Below are 20,046 nucleotides of genomic sequence, written 5' to 3'. Positions count from 1 at the left end.
AATTAAAACTCATGAATTAAAATTTAACGTAAGGATTTTATTTCCAAAAAATTTAATTTATTTTATATTCATTAATAATCGATCGATCAACTTCAACACCTATACCTGGTTTTGTAGAAATCTGAACCTTTCCTTTATTCATTGAAATACCATCAAAAATTAAATCCTTACGAAATGGGTGTGAAGATTGATCAAACTCCAGTAATGGATGAGTTGGATTCAATGAAATTGGAGAAGGAGGTATAGAGGCCATAAATTGCAAAGAGGCTGCAATGCCAATTCCTGACCCCCACACATGAGGAATCATCATCATTTGATTAGCTTGTGCAAGCGCTGCAATTTTTTTACACTCTGTGATACCTCCAGATGAACATAAATCAGGTTGAACAATATCCAAGGCTCGTTGCTCCAACCAAGGCTGGTAGCCCATTTTCCCAAAAACCTGTTCGCCTGCCGCAATATAAGAACCGGTAAGGTTTTTTATTTCCTGATAACCCTTGATATCTTCTGGCGCCAACAGCTCTTCAAAAAAATATAGATTTAGATCTTCTGTTGCTTTGATTATACGACGCGCTTGTGCAGCGTTATATGCACCATTCGCGTCAGCCATGATTTTTATTTTATTACCTACTGCATCTCGAATAGCCTTAAGAAATGCAATATCTTCTTCAACGCCAAAACCAATTTTAAGTTTAAACGCTTCGAAGCCTGCATCTATATAACGATGAGCTTCTTTAATGGAGTCCTCTGGATAGACACCATTAGCTATCCGATAAAACCCTGTAGCATAAGGAGTAACCTCTGTACGAAAAGCGCCACCAATGAGTGAATGTATAGGTTTCTTAAGAGTTCTTCCTATTGCATCCCAAATAGCGATATCAACACCACTGATCGCATTTACTGCCGCTCCACCTTGCCCATAAGGACGAGTAGTGTTATACATCTCCTCCCACAAAACCTCGACATCAAAAATACTCCGACCAACTATAATTGGCTTAAAAACCTGCTCTATAAAAGCAGCGGCAATATGCGGTGGCTGTAAGCCATGACAAAGCGATTCCCCCCACCCTATAACTCCTTCATCTGTTATCAGCTCCACTATTAATGAACTACGTTGGTATACCCAACCCTGTGAAAAATAAAAAGGCTCATCCAAAGGAACCGATATAGCATGAGGGATAACATCAATAATTTTCATAAAGCTAAACCTTCGCCGAAATAGACTAAATAGGTGATAAAAATATTAAAGGTACCAAACAACACCATTAATCAAGATTAATACAATGTGTCAGAATGAGCATTAAGATATTATGTTTATAACATATGATGTTTTAGAATGGCAATTATAACGATTAAAATATTTAGCACCTCAGATGAGTAACCTTCTCCAAAGATAAAAATTACAACTTATGTACTTGAACACATAACTGATCTTAAAGACTTAACATCAAACCAATATAACCTCCTAAGCATGGGCGGTTTACACTGCATACAGCCATTTACCGCATTACATCAGCCACTCCCCTATTAAACACACTTTATCTATGACTTCTTATCTAGCCATGCCTATTAAATATTTTCTAACTATAGAATTGCATCATATAAACATAATATGTTATAAACATCATATGTTTTAGTTAATCTTTTATGTAAAAAATACGCCTAATAAAATTAGTTAAAACTAGCCATCCCATCATCAATAAATGCAAGGTGAACTAAATGAAGAATGTTGATTGGTTAATTATCGATTGGGGGACAACCAATTTTCGCGCATTTGCCATGAATAAAGATGGAATTCTTGTTAGTAAAACTGAACGCCCTCTTGGGTTACTTCAAATTAAGAATAATCAATTTCCCTCCTCTTTAAAGGTTGTACTAGAAGATTGGCTGGGTGAATACCAACATCTACCTATTTTGATGGCCGGAATGGTCGGTTCTGCACAAGGGTGGATCGATACCCCTTATGTAGAAACACCCGTATCAATTAATCAACTAGCCAGAAAAAGTCATCATTTCAAACTTCCATGGGGAGCGCAAGCAACGATTATTCCTGGAGTAAGCTACCAATCGCCATTGGGTAACGTTGACGTAATGCGTGGTGAAGAAGTGCAATTATTTGGCTTACAAACATTGGAAAATCAAACTGATTTTGTTGCTTTATTTCCAGGCACTCATTGTAAACATATGCATGTCAATGCAAATACATTATTAAGTTTTACAACGTTTATGACTGGAGAGTTATTTTCAATACTATCAACTCATTCTATTTTAGGAATTGGGCTTCCCGAACAGAAAGTTTCACTAAATGCTTTTAAAAAAGGAATTTCAGAGAGCAATCAGCACCCTCTAACCAGCCAACTATTCTCCACACGAACCCATCGACTATTCGGAAATATACAAGAAGGTGAGGTTTTAGAGTATCTCTCAGGGCTACTAATAGGCGAAGAATTAAAAACATTAATGAGTAAATATGTCTATTTGGTCGGAGATCATAAACTTTGCTGTCGATATCAAAAAGCGTGCGGAATTCTTGGAATACAAGCAGTTATCATCAATGGTGACGATGTATTTTTGAACGGTATGTTACAAATTAAAAAGGCATTAAATAATGAAGAACAAAGAGTTTAAACTAAACCAACACTTGCCTCTCATCGCTATAATACGAGGCGTTGAGCCACAAGACGCAATAAGAGTTACTCAAATCTTAATTGATGAAGGGTTCTCTATGATCGAAGTGCCGCTAAATAGCCCTGATGCACTTTTGAGCATCAAACGTTTAGTAGATGCATTTGGCGACAACTATCTAATTGGTGCAGGAACTGTTACAACCGCAGCCTTAGCAAAATCTGTTATTGCAACTGGCGCCAATCTAATAGTCACTCCGAACTATAATGCTGAAGTTATGAAATTAGCTATTAATGCTGGTTGTGTAACTTTTCCTGGTGTTGTTACACCAACAGAAGCATTTGACGCTTTAGCTGCCGGCGCAACAGGATTGAAACTATTCCCAGTTTCAACTCTTGGCTTAGATGGCTTCAAAGCCTTAAAGTCAGTTCTTCCTGCAACAATCGACTGCTTACCTGTCGGTGGCATCAATCCTACAGTAGAGAGCATGAAGCCATATATAGATCTTGGTGCAACAGGCTTCGGTCTAGGAAGTTCACTTTATAAACCAAGTTTGACTGATGCTGAAATTCGATCAAATGCGAGAGAATTTGTTACCGCTTACACAAGCTTAAAAGCATAATAATTTGATTACTAAAGAGATCAAGACTAGAAGAGAAATAACTACCAACAATTATAATTTGTTAGTAGTTATTTTATATTAACGAGAACAACCTAAGGTAAATTTTTTGATAATCGATGTTTCGTATCACTCAACAAGTCTTGAGTAAGTTTTTCCGCTAAATCACCATCTCGTGACGCAATAGCATCATAAACAGCACGATGAAATGGAACTGAATCTGCATTATCTCTTGGGTCTGTATTAGTAATCCGAATACTAACCAGCAGAGCAGAATAAATAACACCCTCCATAGCTTTCAAGAATTCGTTGCGCTGCAGCAAGTAAGATTGCACGATGAAAAAGTGCATCAGCAACAATAAAGTCTTCGACAGAACTATGCTCACCTTCCATACGGGTACACGCTTTATCAATTTCAATCACATCATCCTCAGTAGCTCGTTCAGCCGCCCAACGGGCTGCTTTAGGCTCAAAAGCTAAGCGAATGTCCATTAATTGACGTAAAAAATCTTTATTTGGCGGTGCTGACAAGTGCCATGCAAGAACATCATCATCCCAAATTACCCAATGGTTTCGAGGACGAACTTTTGTTCCAATACCACGACGAACATCTAACAACCCTTTACTGACCAATATCTTAACAGCATCCCGTATAACAACTTTACTGACTTGGTAACGCTTCGTTAATGCAGTTTCATCATCTATCAAACTACCTGATTCATAGGTTCCTGCCACTATACGACGACCTAGTTCACGGGCTACCTGAGTCGATAAGCTCGGGGCCATTCCTACTGCTTGCTTTAAATCATAATATAGTAATTCACTCATAGCATACACTTAAACATATGATGTTTAATTCGTCAATCGATTTTTTTTATAAAGACAACTGATAATCGAAAAAACATTCAAAGTTCAAAGTTCAAAGTTCACTATAAAAAACAATTAGAAATTATGCCCCCTCCTCAACTTTACTAAACTCCATATTTTAAAAAACCAACATATAGTATTTATATCTAAGGAACATACGATCAAGTTGAGCTGTGCGCCTTAATTTTCTGAAAAGCCCAATAGCAGCCAGTAATGTGGCTGATTTGTTCCTTTTTGATCACTCGATTTGGTAATTTAGCCTCATTGAATGACCTTTAAATGGATTAACCTCTTGCGGCTCGCATCATTTGATCAACTCAAAACACATTTGCAAGAGCAAACATCATGGCGAACTTACTGTCATTTTTAGCTAACCCACGATAAATTGCTTTTCTAAAACCAAACTGATACTTCACGATTATAAAGAGGGGTTCAATTTTTGCTAGAATACTGGCTTTTATGTATTCCGTTTTGATGGGCTGTTTATTTTTTCTAGGATGTTTTTTTAACATTCTCATTTTGCTTGGCCAATTCCCTAAAAACCAGCTTAAACCAACCAGTCTACTTTGACACCTTTTAGCTCTTCTCGCTTTTAAGCGCCACGATATCCAGAATCCGCCGAGACAAAACCTTCTTATCCAGAAAGAAGGTTTGCTGTTTCTGTGATGTCATGAATATTGGCTGCTGTTGTGCTGAGGCTATGTGTCAGCCCTGTTCTGGCATCAGCACAAATATGGGCTTTTAGGACGAAAAACCACTACTTACCTTTCTGAGTTTGATACATCTCAGGATATCTTTCTTTGGCTTATTTTTGGTTGAGCTCCCTGCTTCAATAATCGTCGCGTCGACAATCGCACCTTCTTTAAGGTAAATACCCGCACCAGCAGATAGCCACTCGCTAACCTCTTTAAAAAGCTGACAGAGAGTTTATGTTTTTCCAGTAAATATAGTGTGGTGTGGTGTGGTCAGGTATCGGACTGTCTAACGATAACCCAGCAAACAAACGCATCGATGTAATTTAATACAGAGCATCTTCCATGGCTGGATCACTCATGTTGTACCAATGTTGCATGCAGTGAATGCGGAACATGATTGAGAATGGATAAGGCCTTCTGCCATTGCCTGCTTTGGGATAAAAAGGATCAATAACCGCTTTTAGTTGATCCCAAGACATCAACTCATTCATGCGAGAAAGGAAAATTTTTTTACGAGTTTTACGCCGTTTGTTGTTGGACTCGCTGTCGGCAAAGGTAAGTTGGTGCGACATGATTGAAACTCGAAGACTTAAAGTGCAATTATCTCATAGCCGGGACTTATTCGCATGCTCCCTTATATTTTACTGTAAGGCAAAGACGTATAATCTACTTTTGAACCCGTAATACCTTGAACATTAGCCGCTATAATACGTTTATTCGTGAAAACCAATTGATCTCTTATTGTTTTAAACGTCGCAAAAATCTCTTCACCATCAATTAGAAACTTGTGAAAATCTTCTCTAATTTTTGAAAACTCAATGGGCTTTAATTTAAAAACCCCTGAGTTTTAAAAATCGATCATCGTATTTCCTTAGATTATTGTTTGTTAGTGATTAGTCACATCTTGATGACATATCGCGTTTTTTCACACTTACTCGGCCTTAATAAGCTTCTCCTTCTGTCAGCCCCATCATGTGACTTCGAGTATTTTTAAAGTTCACAGGAAGGGGTTCGCAGTCTTCACATAGAGTTAACGAACTTATCAATGTCAAACCACCAGCCATTGATAGAAATTGACAATGAACTCTATAGATCTATGCACGTACCCATATTGAATAATACTTATGGGATAACATTACTAAAAAACCGTGCAGACCAAATGACAGAAGATACAGATTAATACACGGCCATAAACGCTCAAAAAAGCCCGCATCAGCGGGCTTTTAAAAATATCTACTTAGTGCCATCCAACCCGCGGGGACACAGGTACCATGTCGTCCGGACGGGAACGAATCATATCCATATGCGCAGAACGGATTCCCTTTCGCTCAGGGTCATCAAACAAATTAACCATTTCATCTGGGTCTTCCTGTAGGTCATACAGTTCGCCCGTATTGGTTCGCAAGTCTACTGACATCCGATAGCGCTTACTTCTGACTGTCATGAGGTCCATATCAACCGCCGAACGAATCGAATCAACTTCATACTCAGCCAGTGCGAAGTCGCGAGTTTCAGAACCATCCCACAGGCCACGCCACGACCGTCCGTGTGTCTCTGACAACGGAATATCCGCTAGATCAGCCGCCGTTGCCAATACGTCGATCGTGCTAATTGGATCTTGGATAACTTGTCCTGAAGGAATGCCCGGCCCTTGAATCAAGCACGGTACTCTTAACAAACCGTCATAGAGCATTGGTCCTTTTAAAAGAAGTCCGTGATCACCTAACCATTCACCGTGATCACTAGTAAAAATGATATAAGTGTTGTCTAGCTCACCCTTCGCCTCAAGCGCATCGAGAATACGGCCAACTTGATGATCAACCGCTGAAATCATTCCAAAATAGATTGCAGTGATATCACGCAAAGCGGCCTCATTTAGGTCACCTTTCTGACCCCAATCAATTCCGCCAGCGTTATGTTCCGCACCCTGCTTAATTGGCTTGGCACGGTCTTCAACGAAAGCCTTATGCCACCAAGGGCGTTGATCAAGATCTAACGCTGAGTGTTTCGCGATGATAACATCGTCTCGCCCATAAATATCACACCATGGTTTTGGCGCAAGGAAAGGAGGATGTGGGTCAGGAAACGACACCCATGCCATCAAAGGCTCATCACCCTTATTTTCAATCATCTCAACGGCTCGATCACCAACCCACGGTGAAGAGTGCCACTCTTCATCAAGTGCCGAGCGCCATGTTTGGAAGTGTGCTGTATCAGGTTTTAAGCGCTCTTTCGCCAGATCCCAACGCTCACGACCTTGGCCATTTTGGTCAAGCCAGTATTCGTAGTGTAAACCTTCTGGTGCCTCACTCCATTGTGTGTGGTGATGAGGACGGAGCATCAACTGCACATCATCAAACCCCATATAATCACCACGCCATTCTGGTGGATAGTCCTTTGCACTTTTATAACACTCTGGTCGCCCTGACGGCTCAAAGGTCTGCTGACTCGACAGATGAGCTTTTCCAATAAAGAAGGTTTCGTAGCCTGCTTTAGCAAACAAACCTCCCAAACCCTCTTCACCCAAAGCCTCTTCTAGGTCACGACCATTATCACGAACACCATGACTATAAGGCAACTTCCCCGTCAATATCGAAGCGCGCGCTGGTTGGCACATTGGGTGCGGTGTTATGCATGTGGAAAACCGAACACCATTGCTTCCGATTCGGTCAATATTGGGCGTGCGCACACCTCGCCCCTCCGGTCCAATACAGTCACCACGATGTTGATCTGTGGTGATCAGGATGACATTCGGTTTCTTTTCCATGTTCATCTTATACCTTTTTCACCTTAGGTTTTAAGTATCGTAAATCAGGATTTAAGTATGCATTATAATTTAATTATGTACAACTTTGAATGTATAATGTACGATTTGATCTAATTTAATAAGGAGTGACCAATAATAAAATAATAATGAGTGACCAATAATAAAATAATAATGAGGAGTGACCAATCATGATACGCACTATATTCACAGTAATCTTTCTTACGCTCTGCTTAGCTGCAGCAGCGCAAGCCCAGGTTGTTTTAGAGGTCGTCGCTTGGAAAGGTAACGACGCTGAACCTGCGGGGCTTCCCGAACTAATTAAAAAATTCGAAACAGAAAACCCTGACATCGATGTCGAACTAACCTATGTTGCACGAAAAGATGTAGATAAAGTTATTCCGCCACGCCTACAAGGCGGCAACCCTCCTGATGTAACCATGGTCGATAGCTCCTTAGTTGATCTTTGGGGAGGCGCAGGTCTTTTATCTGACTTCGGTACCGAGAGCAGCTGGTATAAGGAAATGGTTCCGGCGGTTCGTGACATTATGACGAAAGATGGAAAGATCATGGTGATGCCACTAGAAATTATCGGCATGGGTAATTTCGTCAATATGGACCTTCTCGCCAAAGCTGGCATTGACAAGGCACCTGTTACACTTGACGAACTAAAAGCAACCTGTAAAGCACTTGCAAACAAAGACATCTCTCCAATGATCTTCGCTGGCGGCTTCCCTGCCATGTTGTACGTAGCTGCAAACGGTCTCGATCCAAAAGGTATCGCTGCCGGAGAATATGGCTCTGGTAAGCGTAAATTTGTTAATGATAAGAACTTCAATGCCTCTCTTGATGGTGTTCGCGACTTAGTAGAAGCAGGATGCTTCGACCCTAAACTACAAGCAGGCCTTGACCCTTGGGCAACTGCACCACAAGAATTCCGTGCAGGTAACGTAGCAATTTTGCCACAAGGCGCATGGAACATTGGCGGCTTTTCAGCAGTCGAAGGTCTTAATTATCAGTTCACTCCTATGCCTTCAGCTTTCACTGAGCACGGCTTAGCACTTGACCTTATCGGTCCTGGTTGGTCAATTCCGAAAGATGCCAGAAACACCGATGCAGCTGTTAAATGGGTCAATTTCTTTGCCGACAGAGAAAACCTAAATGTGTTCCTTAAGGCTGAAGGTGCTTATAGCCCTTACACTGATGGAAAAAGTAATATGCCTGAGCTTGCAACACCTTACACTCAAGCACGTGACAAGGGTAGCCTGATCCTATGGCCATTCTCTAGTTTGGAGTTTCCAAAGCCTCTGGAATCTGAGTGGGAAAATAGCATCACAGGATTCCTTCTTAACTTAGACGCTCCAAACAAGAAAACTCTACAACGTTGGGACGAAACGATCGAAGACAACTTCTGACCCCAATCCCCAGCGCATTAGCGCTGGGCTTTCAACCCTCAGTACTTGGAGAAAACAATAATAATGTCCACAAGATTTTCTTTATATATATTTACAATACCAGCTCTTTTAGTCCTTGGTGTTTTTTTCATTCATCCAATTTTTCTGACCTTGGATATGAGTTTCACCAACTTCCAAGGTATAGGTGAGGCCAAAGAAGTCGGCTGGAGGAACTATGAACGTATCTTTTCAAGAGATCGTTACCTAAGAGAGTTATGGGTAACCCTTTGGTACACAGTAGTAGTAGTGACGTCACTAACCATTACAGGACTATTTTTCGCAGCAGTCCTACACAGAATGCCTTCGATTAGAAACTTCAGTCGTGCCGCGTTATATACACCAGCTATGATGTCCTTTGTCGTGGTTGGCTATGTATGGCAGTTCCTCTACTCACCAATTAACGGCGGTATCAACACCGCCCTACGTGATATGGGCCTTGGTGCTTGGGAACAGAACTGGTTGGGTGATCCATCTCTTGCCTTGTACTCAGTCGCCTTCACACAAATTTGGATGTTTACCGGTTTTACTTGCGCCATTTTTCTCGCTGGCTTTGCTGGAATTCCCGAAGAAATTGGCGAAGCAGCAAAACTAGAAGGTGCATCATCGTGGCAAGTTTTCCGCGACATCGAGTTACCACTACTTGCACCCTCAATCACAGTTTCCGTTGTATTGACAACTATCGGCACACTCCAAACATTCGAGCTACCCTTCATCCTCACAAACGGTGGGCCTGATGGTGCGACACGTATGCTGTCACTCGAAATCATTGACAACCTCTTCGGTCAGTACAAATTTGGTTTTGCTTCAGCGCTATCGATCGTTATGTTGATCCTTGTCCTTTCATTTGCTTTCGTGCAAAACAAAATACTACGTAACAGGGAGAACGTCACATGAACAAATCCATTGTCAAAATCCCCAAACGTAGCGCGACGTCGCCGAATTGGGACCTTATCCAATTGCGAGGGAAGTCATTTATTGCGCACGGCTTGGTGTTGCTAATTGTATTCATCATGCTGCTTCCATTAATTTACATGGTAATGATGTCTTTCAAGACTGCAACTGAGATCGCACAAGACCCACTAGGTCTACCCTCTAGCCTTTATTGGGGTAACTACATGGCAACACTTTCATCCATGGGTTATGTACGATCAGTATTAAATTCCCTAGGCATTACAGTCTCGGTAATTATCATTGTGGTATTCGCAGGGGCAATGGCAGCCTATCCACTGGCACGAATTCAGAACAGGCTTAGTCGAACGATCGTTATGATCATGGCATTAGGACTTGCCACGCCAGGTTTTGTAACGATCACCCCTATCTACGTCATCTTCCGTGACATTGGCCTTTTGGATAGTTACTTAGGGGTAATACTCGCCTTTGCTGCGTTGAAATTACCTTTGGCCGTGTTCTTTTACACCAGCTTTATCGCCGCAATACCGGTCGAGTTGGAAGAAGCAGCCCGACTTGATGGTTGTACCAATTGGCAAGTATTCTGGCATGTTATCCGGCCACTTCTTGCCCCAGTGACAGCAACCCTATCATTGTTCATCATGATTATGGTATGGAATGACTTCATCTACCCGTTATTACTTCTAACAGATAAGGACAAGCTAACCGTAATGATCGCAGTATATAAATTCGTAGGCAACACAGGTATCGATCCGACAAAACTATTCCCAGCTGCAGTACTAGGATCGTTGCCACTATTACTCATGTTTGCTGTTTTCCAACGCAAAATCATGGCAGGAGCAACAGCAGGAGCAGTCAAATGACGTTATCAGGGAAGCATATTTTTGTGACTGGAGCTGGTGCAGGCATCGGACTTGGAATCGCTCGGCAATGTCGAGAAGCTGGAGCCAATGTCACTGGTATTGACCTCCACACTACAGGCGAGTCAAAACTCCAAGAAATCGGTGCCCGATTTGTACAGGTAGATGTTGCAGATCTGGATGCTTTTGAAGCAGCGATTATTGAGTCATATAAGCACTTTGGTCGACTTGATGGTCTTGTTAACAATGCTGGTGTGACAATCAACGTCCCGTTTTTTGACATGACTAGAGAGCAAATGGAAACACTGTGGACAGTTAACCAGCGATCAGTACTGTTTGGCGCTCAGGTTGCTGGACGAATCATGGCTGATGCAGGAAGCGGATCGATCGTTAACATTGCATCAAACCATGCATTTGCAACCAATCCTGGACATGAAGGCTACTCGGGAACCAAAGGCGCTATCGTTTCCATGACGCGTGCGATGGCGTGGTCTCTTGGACAATATAGGGTTCGTGTTAATTCACTATGCCCCGGCATGACGCAAACAGAAATTGTTATCGAGGCGATGAAAGACCCTAAGAACGCTGAAAACTTCCGTTCGTGGGCCGCAGATAACGAGGTCAGTACCGTCAAAGAAATCGGCGATGCAGCAGTATTTCTGCTGTCTGAATCTTCGAGCGCACTGAATGGTGCCGACATCCTAGCAGATAGAGCGATGTCAACTTTACTGGGCGTGAGCGATAAGAGAGGAAAACGAAATGGCTAAGCTAGAAATCAACAATATTATTAAACGCTTCGGCAAAAGTGAAGTAATCAAAGGTGTTGATCTAACCGTAGCTGATGGAGAGTTCTGTGTATTTGTCGGACCTTCGGGGTGCGGTAAGTCTACACTGTTACGTATGATCGCGGGCCTTGAAGCCATAAGCGACGGCAATATGACTATCGGTGATCGTGACATTACCCACACCGACTCATCCAAGCGCGGCGTATCAATGGTCTTTCAGACATATGCGTTGTACCCACATATGACCGTCCGTGAAAATATGAGTTTCGGATTAAAGATTAGTGGCGCGGAAAAATCCGTCATCGAAGAAAAAGTAAATATCGCAGCACGCATATTAAAACTCGATGCCTTAATGGATCGAAAACCCAAGGCTCTCTCTGGCGGACAACGTCAGCGTGTTGCCATTGGCCGTGCCATCGTAAGACAACCGGATGTGTTTCTCTTTGATGAGCCGCTATCGAACCTAGATGCTGAGCTTCGTGTTGAAATGCGTGTCGAAATTGCTCGTCTACACAAAAAGTTAGACGCCACCATGATCTATGTGACACACGATCAGGTCGAAGCAATGACTATGGCTGATAAGATCGTTGTTCTTAAGGATGGAATGATTGAACAAGTCGGCTCACCTATGAAGCTTTATAAGGACCCCGACAATCTATTTGTTGCTGGCTTTATCGGCAGTCCGCGAATGAATTTCTTCAGCGGGGTTGTTAGCGACGCAGTTGATGGCAAAACCATCGTAAGATTGCCTAGCCTTAATGATATAGAGGTTTCACTTTCAGTAGGCGCCTCAACTTCACCAGGTGATGCCGTTACCGTTGGCATACGTCCTGAACACTTTGACCCTGAAGGTGAAATTCAGACTGAACTAGTAGTCGATGTTGTCGAGAACCTAGGAGGTGTATCTTATATCTATGCGGACTCTCATGAAGACGAACTGCCAGTTATCGTCGAATGGCGTGGTAAAGAAAACCCTAAGGGAAGAGGATCAATATCCGTTGGCATCGATGCGACTTCATTGCTGTTGTTTGATTCTCATTCCGGCAACCGTATTCGTTAAAAAGCAACTGTCAGGGCGGTCAGCCGTACCGCCCTGTACATTTTCAGAATACATTAGTTTGCAGGCCAATCTAACAAATACGGTACTTTCCCCTCTTTATCCATTGCCACTGCAAATAAACCTCCCGCCAATGGGTTAGCCACTTTCTCTGCATCATTCATACTGAATGTTCCAGTCGTCACAAACAACGTTTTCAAGTCGACTCCGCCAAAAGCACAATTAGTGACGATCCTACAAGGAAATTCAATTCTTTCTATAATTTTACCATCAGGCGTCATCCCAATAACCTGACCGCGATCACAAAGGGCAATCCAGATCGTTCCAGCAGCATCAACACACAAGCCATCAGGCTTTCCAATAGTGTCATCAAAGCGATATAAAACTTGCCATACCTCATTTTGAAACACGTAAAGGATACCCGGCACGCTATCAACGAAATAGAGTTTCGTCCCATCCTGACTCCAATCAAGACCATTTGAGATTGTAGTATCACTCATCATAGTATCAATCCCCTCATGACTGATACGATACAAAGCTCCGTTTGCCCCTTTTGCACCTTCAGACATAGTACCAGCCAAGAGCGCGCCATCAGGTGCAGCAACGATGTCATTGAGACGATTACCAAACTTTTCCTCGGGATTAATCACAATATCAATATCCCCGTTCACCTCGTCAACAACCCCAAGACCTTGAGCTGTTGCAATGACCAACCGACCATCTTGGTGCAAAGCCAGTGCGCTAATGAGAAATGGTAGTTGCACTCTTGTTGTTCGCTTCGTTTCTGGTTCAAAGCGATGCAAAGCTTCTCCTGCAATATCAACCCACCAAATACAAGCTCTTGCGGCATCCCAAAGCAGCCCTTCACCACAGCCCGCTTTTGCCTCATCAACACAAATTGCTTTTTTCATTACTTATAACCCTTTATAATAATGTATTATCTTAACAAAATCAGGTACTAAAGCGATTAAAATAGCTTGATACCAGTACAGAAAAAAACGGATAATTCTTATATGAAGAATAGTAGTTCACTCACTCTACCTATTGAAAAAGAAGAAACTGGTACTCCATCAAATTCGATCTATGAGCGTATCAGGCACGATATCCTATCTGATGTTCTTGAAGCTAACTCACGCCTAAAAGTTTCTGAATTGGCTAGGCAGTATGAAACCTCAACAAACCCTGTTCGTGAAGCGTTGCAACAGCTTCGAGGTGAAGGTTTAGTTCTTTTCACACCTAACCAAGGCGCTCGCGTTCGCTCTATTGATATGGACTATGTTCGCAATGTAGCGGAAGTTGGTTATCTGTTAGAACCTTATCTGATGCGCTTCTTCATCGAGACCGCGAGCACTGATGATATCAATCAACTTGAAGCTATTCAGGAGCAAATTGAAGCGTTGAACTTCACTGATCCACACTTGCATACCAAGCTCAACCATCAGTTTCATGAATTCATGTACGAGCATCATTACAACCAAGTCGCATTCAAACTCTGGAAACAACATAGAGAAATCATTGGCTCTATCAGTGCCCGTATCCCCATTGCACTTAGCAGACAAGAAGCCATTTTAAATGAACATCGTACTTTGATAGCTGCAATACATTCACAAGATGTCGAAGGCGCACTCGCCATTCTTAAACTCCATATTGGCGATGCTGGACAATACCTTATTGATCAACTACGGATCAAGCAGGCACGAGATTCCCGCAATCGATCCAACTAAACCCTATTGAAAATAACCTGTTGCTACGAAAATAATCAGCCGCTATAGGCCTTAATACATCACACCTCTGGGTGTATGTGCTGCTCTGTACGATCACGACCATCAATATAACTACCAATAGGCTGGTGATGACCGGGCCCTGCCAACCAATCCCCTTCGTCTTCCATCCATTGGAAAAGTAGCACTTTTAAATTTTCCTGGATCTGACTAAGCGCTGGATCACCAGCACGATTCACACGCTCACCGGGATCTATTTCAAGATCATAAAGTTCTTCAACATCATGTGGACTCCATGCATATTTGTAGCGCTCGCCCCGTATTCCTCTAAAACGGAATTGTCGTCCTTGATAGGCATCATAGACATAGAATGTGTGGTCAGCGTCGGACTTCCAATAGCTACGTGCAAGTTCATCCTCATTAAGCAAGTCAGCAGCTCCCGCACGCTCTATCATTGTCGAAAAGTGATCGCGGATATTAACATAAGTCTCGTTCGTCTCCCCGATGTTCGCTCCCGGATCACGCACCAACATAGGGATACGCATCACTTCTTCATAGAAGAATGGCCCCTTGTCAAACCAACCGTGAGCACCCAGCATTTCGCCGTGGTCAGCGGTGAAAGACAACACCGTGTTATCATCTAATCCGCAGCTAGTCATAGCTTTTCTCAAGCGACCAAACATACTGTCAATATGAGAACAAAAGCCAAAATAATGTTGTGCTGTACGCCGCCAATCCTGCTGACTCATGTGGGAAGTATTCTGACATGGCCAATAAAAAGCATCTTGCGCAGCTGGTTTGCCGGCTTCCGAAAATTGCTCACACCAATTATCTGGCACATAGTCTTCAGGCAGGTCGTCATAGAGGTCAACATATTCTTTAGGGACATGATGTGGGAAATGCGGCCCATGAAGGCAAACAACCAAACAGAATGGTTGCTCCGCACCACCGAGATCAGTCAACATCTCAATCGCCTTATCTACTCGCTGTTCATCTAGTGTTTTACCTTCAATAATCGTTCCGTAATACGGTGATTTTCTGGGTCCGACAAACACCACATCGGCGGTATTCATCAAAGGAACTTCGCCGCCGTCACTTAACGTGACATCGTTAATCCCTCTTTCGATCAGCGTTCCGTCACCAAGGTGCCACTTGCCAATAAAGGCGACTTTATAACCATCTGACGCTAAACGCTCGAGATAGGTTATTTGAGATGGATGCAATTTACCATGCGGATAGAAGGACTTGCCTTGCACATTGTCAGTAGAGCCATGCTGATGAGGAAGTTTACCTGTGAATAAACTACCACGTGCTGGTGTACATAATGGCACTGTAGTAAATGCATTAGTAAATGTTGTCGCTTCGCTGGCAAATGCTCGCAGATTAGGCAGCTTTGCTGGATGAGCCGCAAGGTTGAGGGTATCCCAGCGCCATTGATCAGTAACAAAAAGCAGCATATTTTTTCGGGTTTTCATTTTTAATCTCCTAACCAAATTTTAAGTGCGAAACTCAGATAGCTCCTTTGAATAAAGATAAAATTGTACATTATATTTAATATATAGTGTACAATCTTAATATCAATTCTACAACTCAAGCGACAAAACACTTAATAGGGGAGCCCTTCAGTGCCAGAAAGTCACACAGAAACCAACCAAACCCCAGCAAAGGGATTACATAAATTAAAGTCGGCTGAAATAGCGTCGATTGAAGCTATCCCAGCCAAAGTTGGCTTAAGAAATCAGTTAGTCATACGTGTTGAAACAAGAGACGGCCTTGTTGGCTGGGGAGAGTCTGGCCTATCGACTCGAGAAAACGCAGTTGTGGCTACAGTAGAGCATTACGCAAAATTCCTTATTGGTAAGGATTCACGTCAAATTGGTCGTATCTGGCAAGAGTGTTACCGAAGTCAGTACTTCGAAGGTGGCCGAGTCTTGACCGCAGCAATATCGGCAATCGACATCGCTTTATACGACCTGCTTGGTAAACGTTTAGGAGTGCCTGTTTATCAGCTGCTTGGTGGCAAACAAAGAGATACTATCCCTACCTTTGCAAGCTTTATGGCTGACTCAATCGATCAGTCTCTTGCCAACACACAAACTCTGGTCGATGCTGGTTGGGATTGCATCCGTATTTACCCTAGCGGCTTTGATGGAAGTACAACGTTCAACCCTCGTGCTTCATTAGGCAATACAGCAAAGCAACTAATAGCCATGCGTGAAGAGTTCGGACCTAACCTCTGCATTGGTATCGACCTTCATCATCGCTACACACCCGCTGAAATTGCAAGTTTTTGCAATATGATGCCTGAAGGAACTCTGGATTTTCTGGAAGAGCCTATTCGCTCTGAAAACCCAAAAGCCTATGCCACGCTTAGAGAGTTAACGAATATTCCTTTTGCAGTTGGCGAGGAGTTCTCTTCAAAATGGCAAGCAGCACCATTTTTGGAACAAGGCTTAACGCAGTTTATGCGCTTCGATGTATCTAATGTTGGAGGTTTCACCGAGGCAATGAAAATAGCTGGTTGGAGCGAGCAGCACTATATTGACTTAATGCCCCACAATCCACTAGGACCAATCTGCACTGCCGCCAGCGTTCATATGTGTGCTGCGGTACCAAACTTATCTTGGTTAGAAACACGACAATCTCCTGTCGAGAACCTTGGTTTTCACGATACCAGCATATTCCCTGTCCAAGCTGAGCTGAAAGGCCCAATGTATATTGTACCTGATGCTCCAGGCTTAGGAATAGAAGTCGATGAGGAAGCCTTACGAGCTTCTGTACCTAATCAGTCTGAGTGCCCGCACCTGGTTAGACCAGATGGTTCAGTAACAAACTGGTAAAGCCAACTGATAAGAGATTATTTTTTGCATAACAAATAACCTCTTATCAGACATTCGTCTTATACGATCGGTAGCTTTTTAAGGCTAACTGACACAATAACTTTATGTACCGGTGTCACAAAAAGCATATATATCTTGCACACTGCATTATTTACATGAATCACTGTACTGGCATGAACTTTAAGGAACATGCGATCAAGTCGTCCTGCACACCTTCATCTTCTGAAAAGCCCAATAGAAATCAGTAATCAGTAATCAGTAATCAGTAATCAGTAATCAGTAATCAGTAATCAGTAATCAGTAATCAGTAATCAGTAATCAGTAATCAGTAATCAGTAATCAGTAATCAGTAATCAGTAATCAGTAATCAGTAATCAGTAATCAGTAATCAGTAATCAGTAATCAGTAATCAGTAATCAGTAATCAGTAATCAGTAATCAGTAATCAGTAATCAGTAATCAGTAATCAGTAATCAGTAATCAGTAATCAGTAATCAGTAATCAGTAATCAGTAATCAGTAATCAGTAATCAGTAATCAGTAATCAGTAATCAGTAATCAGTAATCAGTAATCAGTAATCAGTAATCAGTAATCAGTAATCAGTAATCAGTAATCAGTAATCAGTAATCAGTAATCAGTAATCAGTAATCAGTAATCAGTAATCAGTAATCAGGCTGATTTATTACTTTCTTACCACTAAACAAGATAATTAAATCTTGTTTAGTGGTTTTTAAACAGATTACCCCCCTTGCCGCTCGAATCATCTGCTCAACTCGAAACATGTCGGCAACAGCTAAACAACATGGACAGTTTGTCGTCATTTTTAACCAAACCACGATGAATCGCTTTTCTAAAACCAAACTGACATTTAATGATTCTGAAGGGACGTTCAACTTTTGCTAGAATACTGGCTTTTATGTATTCCGTTTTGATGGGCTGTTTATTTTTTCTAGGGTATTTTTTCTAGGGTATTTTTTCTAGGGTACTTTTTTAAACGTCTTATTTTGCTTGGAATATCTGCAATCAACCAGTCTACTTTGACACCTTTTAACTCTTCTCGCTTTTGAGCACCACGATAGCCAGAATCCGCCGAGACAAAATCTTCTTATCCAGAAAGAAGGTTTGCTGTTTCTGTGATGTCATGAATATTGGCTACTGTTGTGCTGAGGCAATGTGTCAGCCCTGTTCTGGCATCAACACCAATATGGGCTTTTAGGACGAAAAAACACTGCTTACCTTTCTGAGTTTGATGCATCTCAGGATATCTTTCTTTGGCTTATTTTTCGTTGAGCTGGCCACTTTAATAATAGTCTCATCCACAATGGTGCCCTCTTTGAGATAAATGCCTGCATCAGACATTCCTAAATTCAGATAAACCTCAAATCGTTGATTATTTTTTACAAAAAATGGGGCCTTCTTTATGAGTAGCAGTAACTTTACTCAAGCACTAGGACTGACTATAAACTATTGGGAAGTCCAAAATAATAGGATACTTCGGAGTTAGGAGTAGCTCATCAGAACTACGGAATATGCTGATTTTGGCCCTTTAAATAACTTGAATTAGCATTTGTTAAACTAAGCTCTACTGATAGGTTTACGAAATAGCTTTTGTAATGGAAACTGTTACAGTCGACAGTCCAGATACTCATTAAGCGAAAGAGCCGAAACAGAAATGAATGAACACAAGAAACTCATGAAAGCCCTTCATATAGCCCAAAATTTCGGTATTACTAGCATAAATCAGATGATTTTCTTTCTAGAAATAGCCAAAACAAAAGAAGCGGCCCTTTCCGTTCTCGACCTAGCCTCTACAGATGATGCAACCTCTGCTGAATATAAATTTGCTTTAGGGCAATTTCGAAAGCTTTCTTCTGGAAGTAAATATCGCTCTAGTGATGGCTTAAGATTAGCAGAGTATGCAGACACAGGCCGAAACCGACGAGTAAAACTGACAGCAAAAGGCAAACAACTACTAAAACAGCTGGAAGATATAATTCCATATTGATAACTAAACAATTTTAGACGATACAATATCGATATGATCTCAATCATAAGGGTAAACGCACACAGTATTTAGCATCCTATAAGATCAAGCTAAAATCTCTTGGACATGTGTCCAGCCCCCATTAAAAATATTAGAGGTTATACTCTTGGACATGTGTCCAACCCCATTAAACATATTAGAGGTTATAATACCCTTGGACATGTGTCCCTCCTGTGGCACTTTTCACGCGTTCGATGGTTTTGGTCGACACATAACAGGTTGGTTTAGAGTTGGGTAATTTGGGTTTAGTAGCTGCGGAAGGTGTGAACTATGTTCATGATATCGCTGACGGGTACTACGACAATACTTTTAGTTATTCCCTGGGATTTGGCGATGTCGTTCTCTTCTTATGAAGCGACATTTTGCATATAGAGCCTTGTTTTTATTGAGATACAGCAAAGTGCTTGATCAACTCAATGGCGACCTGTTAGTGACAAATTACAGATACTTTTAATCAAAACGTTTTGTTCAGACGAAAAAACCACCAGAGCATGCTTTTTAGGAATCAAGGTAGACATCCCTGATATTAGATACCGTCCATCAAAGCTGCTGATTATCTTTAGTATCAGCCCTTCAAATAAATAGAATTAAATTTTTTAAACTGAGCTCTAATTTGTGGCGATACAACGATAGGCTTTTATAAAACTCAATTTCGGCAAAGATCAGAGCTTTACCTCAGCAGAAGAAATAGCAATTTTATCATTCCCGTGACATTTTCCACACCTGAACAAACAGAAAATTGTTCAAGAAAACAATAATTGTTGCGATGCGTCTTGATCAGAATGATTTTATGAAACATTGCTACCC

General features: G+C 41.8%; 16 protein-coding genes and 3 pseudogenes. 10 read left to right on the top strand and 9 right to left on the bottom strand.

Going from position 1 to position 20,046, the window contains the following annotated elements; all coding sequences use genetic code 11:
- Positions 1–52: 52 nt before the first annotated feature.
- A complete protein-coding gene (locus tag AC0L3Y_RS10210) occupies positions 53–1,198 on the bottom strand; it encodes a mandelate racemase/muconate lactonizing enzyme family protein (protein ID WP_473461902.1) in 1,146 nt (381 codons plus the stop codon).
- 521 nt (positions 1,199–1,719) lie between these two features.
- On the opposite strand from AC0L3Y_RS10210, the gene AC0L3Y_RS10205 reads away from it, so the two are divergent.
- Both AC0L3Y_RS10205 and AC0L3Y_RS10200 read left to right on the top strand, forming a co-directional pair.
- A complete protein-coding gene (locus tag AC0L3Y_RS10205) occupies positions 1,720–2,628 on the top strand; it encodes a 2-dehydro-3-deoxygalactonokinase (RefSeq protein WP_473461898.1) in 909 nt (302 codons plus the stop codon).
- Positions 2,609–3,247 (top strand): 2-dehydro-3-deoxy-6-phosphogalactonate aldolase, encoded by a 639-nt coding sequence (locus AC0L3Y_RS10200; RefSeq protein ID WP_473461893.1) that lies wholly within the window; start codon positions 2,609–2,611, stop codon positions 3,245–3,247. The genes AC0L3Y_RS10205 and AC0L3Y_RS10200 overlap by 20 nt, the downstream gene beginning before the upstream one ends.
- A gap of 92 nt (positions 3,248–3,339) precedes the next feature.
- Here AC0L3Y_RS10200 and AC0L3Y_RS10195 read toward each other — a convergent pair whose 3' ends face one another.
- From AC0L3Y_RS10195 to AC0L3Y_RS10175, 5 genes and pseudogenes are all read right to left on the bottom strand, one after another.
- Positions 3,340–3,537: an FCD domain-containing protein gene (locus tag AC0L3Y_RS10195; RefSeq protein WP_473461888.1), complete on the bottom strand. Its 198-nt coding sequence runs from the start codon at positions 3,535–3,537 to the stop codon at positions 3,340–3,342.
- Entirely contained in the window at positions 3,503–4,072 is a 570-nt protein-coding gene (locus AC0L3Y_RS10190) for a FadR/GntR family transcriptional regulator (RefSeq protein WP_473461884.1), read from the bottom strand. Before AC0L3Y_RS10190 ends, AC0L3Y_RS10195 begins: the two co-directional genes overlap by 35 nt.
- A gap of 356 nt (positions 4,073–4,428) precedes the next feature.
- Positions 4,429–5,378, bottom strand: a pseudogene (locus tag AC0L3Y_RS10185) (IS5 family transposase).
- A gap of 62 nt (positions 5,379–5,440) precedes the next feature.
- Positions 5,441–5,635 (bottom strand): annotated as a pseudogene (locus AC0L3Y_RS10180) (PH domain-containing protein); the annotation flags it as partial.
- A gap of 408 nt (positions 5,636–6,043) precedes the next feature.
- Positions 6,044–7,573: a sulfatase family protein gene (locus AC0L3Y_RS10175; RefSeq protein WP_473461880.1), complete on the bottom strand. Its 1,530-nt coding sequence runs from the start codon at positions 7,571–7,573 to the stop codon at positions 6,044–6,046.
- Between the two features lie 188 nt (positions 7,574–7,761).
- On the opposite strand from AC0L3Y_RS10175, the gene AC0L3Y_RS10170 reads away from it, so the two are divergent.
- From AC0L3Y_RS10170 to AC0L3Y_RS10150, 5 genes are all read left to right on the top strand, one after another.
- Positions 7,762–8,985, top strand: coding sequence for an ABC transporter substrate-binding protein (locus AC0L3Y_RS10170; protein WP_473461875.1), 1,224 nt, complete (start codon positions 7,762–7,764; stop codon positions 8,983–8,985).
- 63 nt (positions 8,986–9,048) lie between these two features.
- Positions 9,049–9,918: a carbohydrate ABC transporter permease gene (locus AC0L3Y_RS10165; protein WP_473461870.1), complete on the top strand. Its 870-nt coding sequence runs from the start codon at positions 9,049–9,051 to the stop codon at positions 9,916–9,918.
- Between the two features lie 62 nt (positions 9,919–9,980).
- Positions 9,981–10,796: a carbohydrate ABC transporter permease gene (locus AC0L3Y_RS10160; protein ID WP_473461865.1), complete on the top strand. Its 816-nt coding sequence runs from the start codon at positions 9,981–9,983 to the stop codon at positions 10,794–10,796.
- Entirely contained in the window at positions 10,793–11,560 is a 768-nt protein-coding gene (locus tag AC0L3Y_RS10155; RefSeq protein WP_473461860.1) for an SDR family NAD(P)-dependent oxidoreductase, read from the top strand. Before AC0L3Y_RS10160 ends, AC0L3Y_RS10155 begins: the two co-directional genes overlap by 4 nt.
- Complete coding sequence (locus AC0L3Y_RS10150) at positions 11,553–12,638, top strand: ABC transporter ATP-binding protein (protein WP_473461854.1); 1,086 nt, start codon at positions 11,553–11,555, stop codon at positions 12,636–12,638. Before AC0L3Y_RS10155 ends, AC0L3Y_RS10150 begins: the two co-directional genes overlap by 8 nt.
- Positions 12,639–12,691: 53 nt before the next feature.
- On the opposite strand, the gene AC0L3Y_RS10145 is transcribed toward AC0L3Y_RS10150, so the two are convergent.
- Positions 12,692–13,546 carry an SMP-30/gluconolactonase/LRE family protein gene (locus AC0L3Y_RS10145; protein ID WP_473461851.1) on the bottom strand — a complete coding sequence of 285 codons (855 nt, stop codon included), beginning with the start codon at positions 13,544–13,546 and terminating at the stop codon, positions 12,692–12,694.
- Between the two features lie 102 nt (positions 13,547–13,648).
- Here AC0L3Y_RS10145 and AC0L3Y_RS10140 point away from each other — a divergent pair, with 102 nt between their 5' ends.
- Positions 13,649–14,359, top strand: coding sequence for a GntR family transcriptional regulator (locus AC0L3Y_RS10140; protein ID WP_473461845.1), 711 nt, complete (start codon positions 13,649–13,651; stop codon positions 14,357–14,359).
- A 59-nt stretch (positions 14,360–14,418) separates the two neighbouring features.
- On the opposite strand, the gene AC0L3Y_RS10135 is transcribed toward AC0L3Y_RS10140, so the two are convergent.
- On the bottom strand, positions 14,419–15,831 hold the full coding sequence (locus AC0L3Y_RS10135) for a sulfatase-like hydrolase/transferase (RefSeq protein ID WP_473461838.1): 1,413 nt from the start codon (positions 15,829–15,831) through the stop codon (positions 14,419–14,421).
- Positions 15,832–15,981: 150 nt separating this feature from the next.
- Here AC0L3Y_RS10135 and AC0L3Y_RS10130 point away from each other — a divergent pair, with 150 nt between their 5' ends.
- Positions 15,982–17,196: a mandelate racemase/muconate lactonizing enzyme family protein gene (locus tag AC0L3Y_RS10130; RefSeq protein WP_473461834.1), complete on the top strand. Its 1,215-nt coding sequence runs from the start codon at positions 15,982–15,984 to the stop codon at positions 17,194–17,196.
- Between the two features lie 754 nt (positions 17,197–17,950).
- Here the strand turns inward: AC0L3Y_RS10130 and AC0L3Y_RS10125 are convergent.
- Positions 17,951–18,566 (bottom strand): annotated as a pseudogene (locus tag AC0L3Y_RS10125) (IS5 family transposase); the annotation flags it as partial.
- Positions 18,567–18,867: 301 nt separating this feature from the next.
- Here AC0L3Y_RS10125 and AC0L3Y_RS10120 point away from each other — a divergent pair.
- Complete coding sequence (locus AC0L3Y_RS10120; protein ID WP_473461831.1) at positions 18,868–19,200, top strand: hypothetical protein; 333 nt, start codon at positions 18,868–18,870, stop codon at positions 19,198–19,200.
- Positions 19,201–20,046 lie beyond the last annotated feature (846 nt).

The organism is Marinomonas sp. GJ51-14 (genome assembly GCF_055808695.1).
This window is presented reverse-complemented; position numbering and strand designations above follow the sequence as displayed.

Coding starts and splice junctions, on each gene's coding strand:
- AC0L3Y_RS10140 (WP_473461845.1), top strand. CDS start 13,649: ATGAAGAATAGTAGTTCACTCACTCTACCTATTGAAAAAGAAGAAACT.
- AC0L3Y_RS10175 (WP_473461880.1), bottom strand. CDS start 7,573: ATGGAAAAGAAACCGAATGTCATCCTGATCACCACAGATCAACATCGT.
- AC0L3Y_RS10155 (WP_473461860.1), top strand. CDS start 10,793: ATGACGTTATCAGGGAAGCATATTTTTGTGACTGGAGCTGGTGCAGGC.
- AC0L3Y_RS10200 (WP_473461893.1), top strand. CDS start 2,609: ATGAAGAACAAAGAGTTTAAACTAAACCAACACTTGCCTCTCATCGCT.
- AC0L3Y_RS10120 (WP_473461831.1), top strand. CDS start 18,868: ATGAATGAACACAAGAAACTCATGAAAGCCCTTCATATAGCCCAAAAT.
- AC0L3Y_RS10195 (WP_473461888.1), bottom strand. CDS start 3,537: ATGGAGGGTGTTATTTATTCTGCTCTGCTGGTTAGTATTCGGATTACT.
- AC0L3Y_RS10165 (WP_473461870.1), top strand. CDS start 9,049: ATGTCCACAAGATTTTCTTTATATATATTTACAATACCAGCTCTTTTA.
- AC0L3Y_RS10150 (WP_473461854.1), top strand. CDS start 11,553: ATGGCTAAGCTAGAAATCAACAATATTATTAAACGCTTCGGCAAAAGT.
- AC0L3Y_RS10190 (WP_473461884.1), bottom strand. CDS start 4,072: ATGAGTGAATTACTATATTATGATTTAAAGCAAGCAGTAGGAATGGCC.
- AC0L3Y_RS10210 (WP_473461902.1), bottom strand. CDS start 1,198: ATGAAAATTATTGATGTTATCCCTCATGCTATATCGGTTCCTTTGGAT.
- AC0L3Y_RS10205 (WP_473461898.1), top strand. CDS start 1,720: ATGAAGAATGTTGATTGGTTAATTATCGATTGGGGGACAACCAATTTT.
- AC0L3Y_RS10145 (WP_473461851.1), bottom strand. CDS start 13,546: ATGAAAAAAGCAATTTGTGTTGATGAGGCAAAAGCGGGCTGTGGTGAA.
- AC0L3Y_RS10170 (WP_473461875.1), top strand. CDS start 7,762: ATGATACGCACTATATTCACAGTAATCTTTCTTACGCTCTGCTTAGCT.
- AC0L3Y_RS10135 (WP_473461838.1), bottom strand. CDS start 15,831: ATGAAAACCCGAAAAAATATGCTGCTTTTTGTTACTGATCAATGGCGC.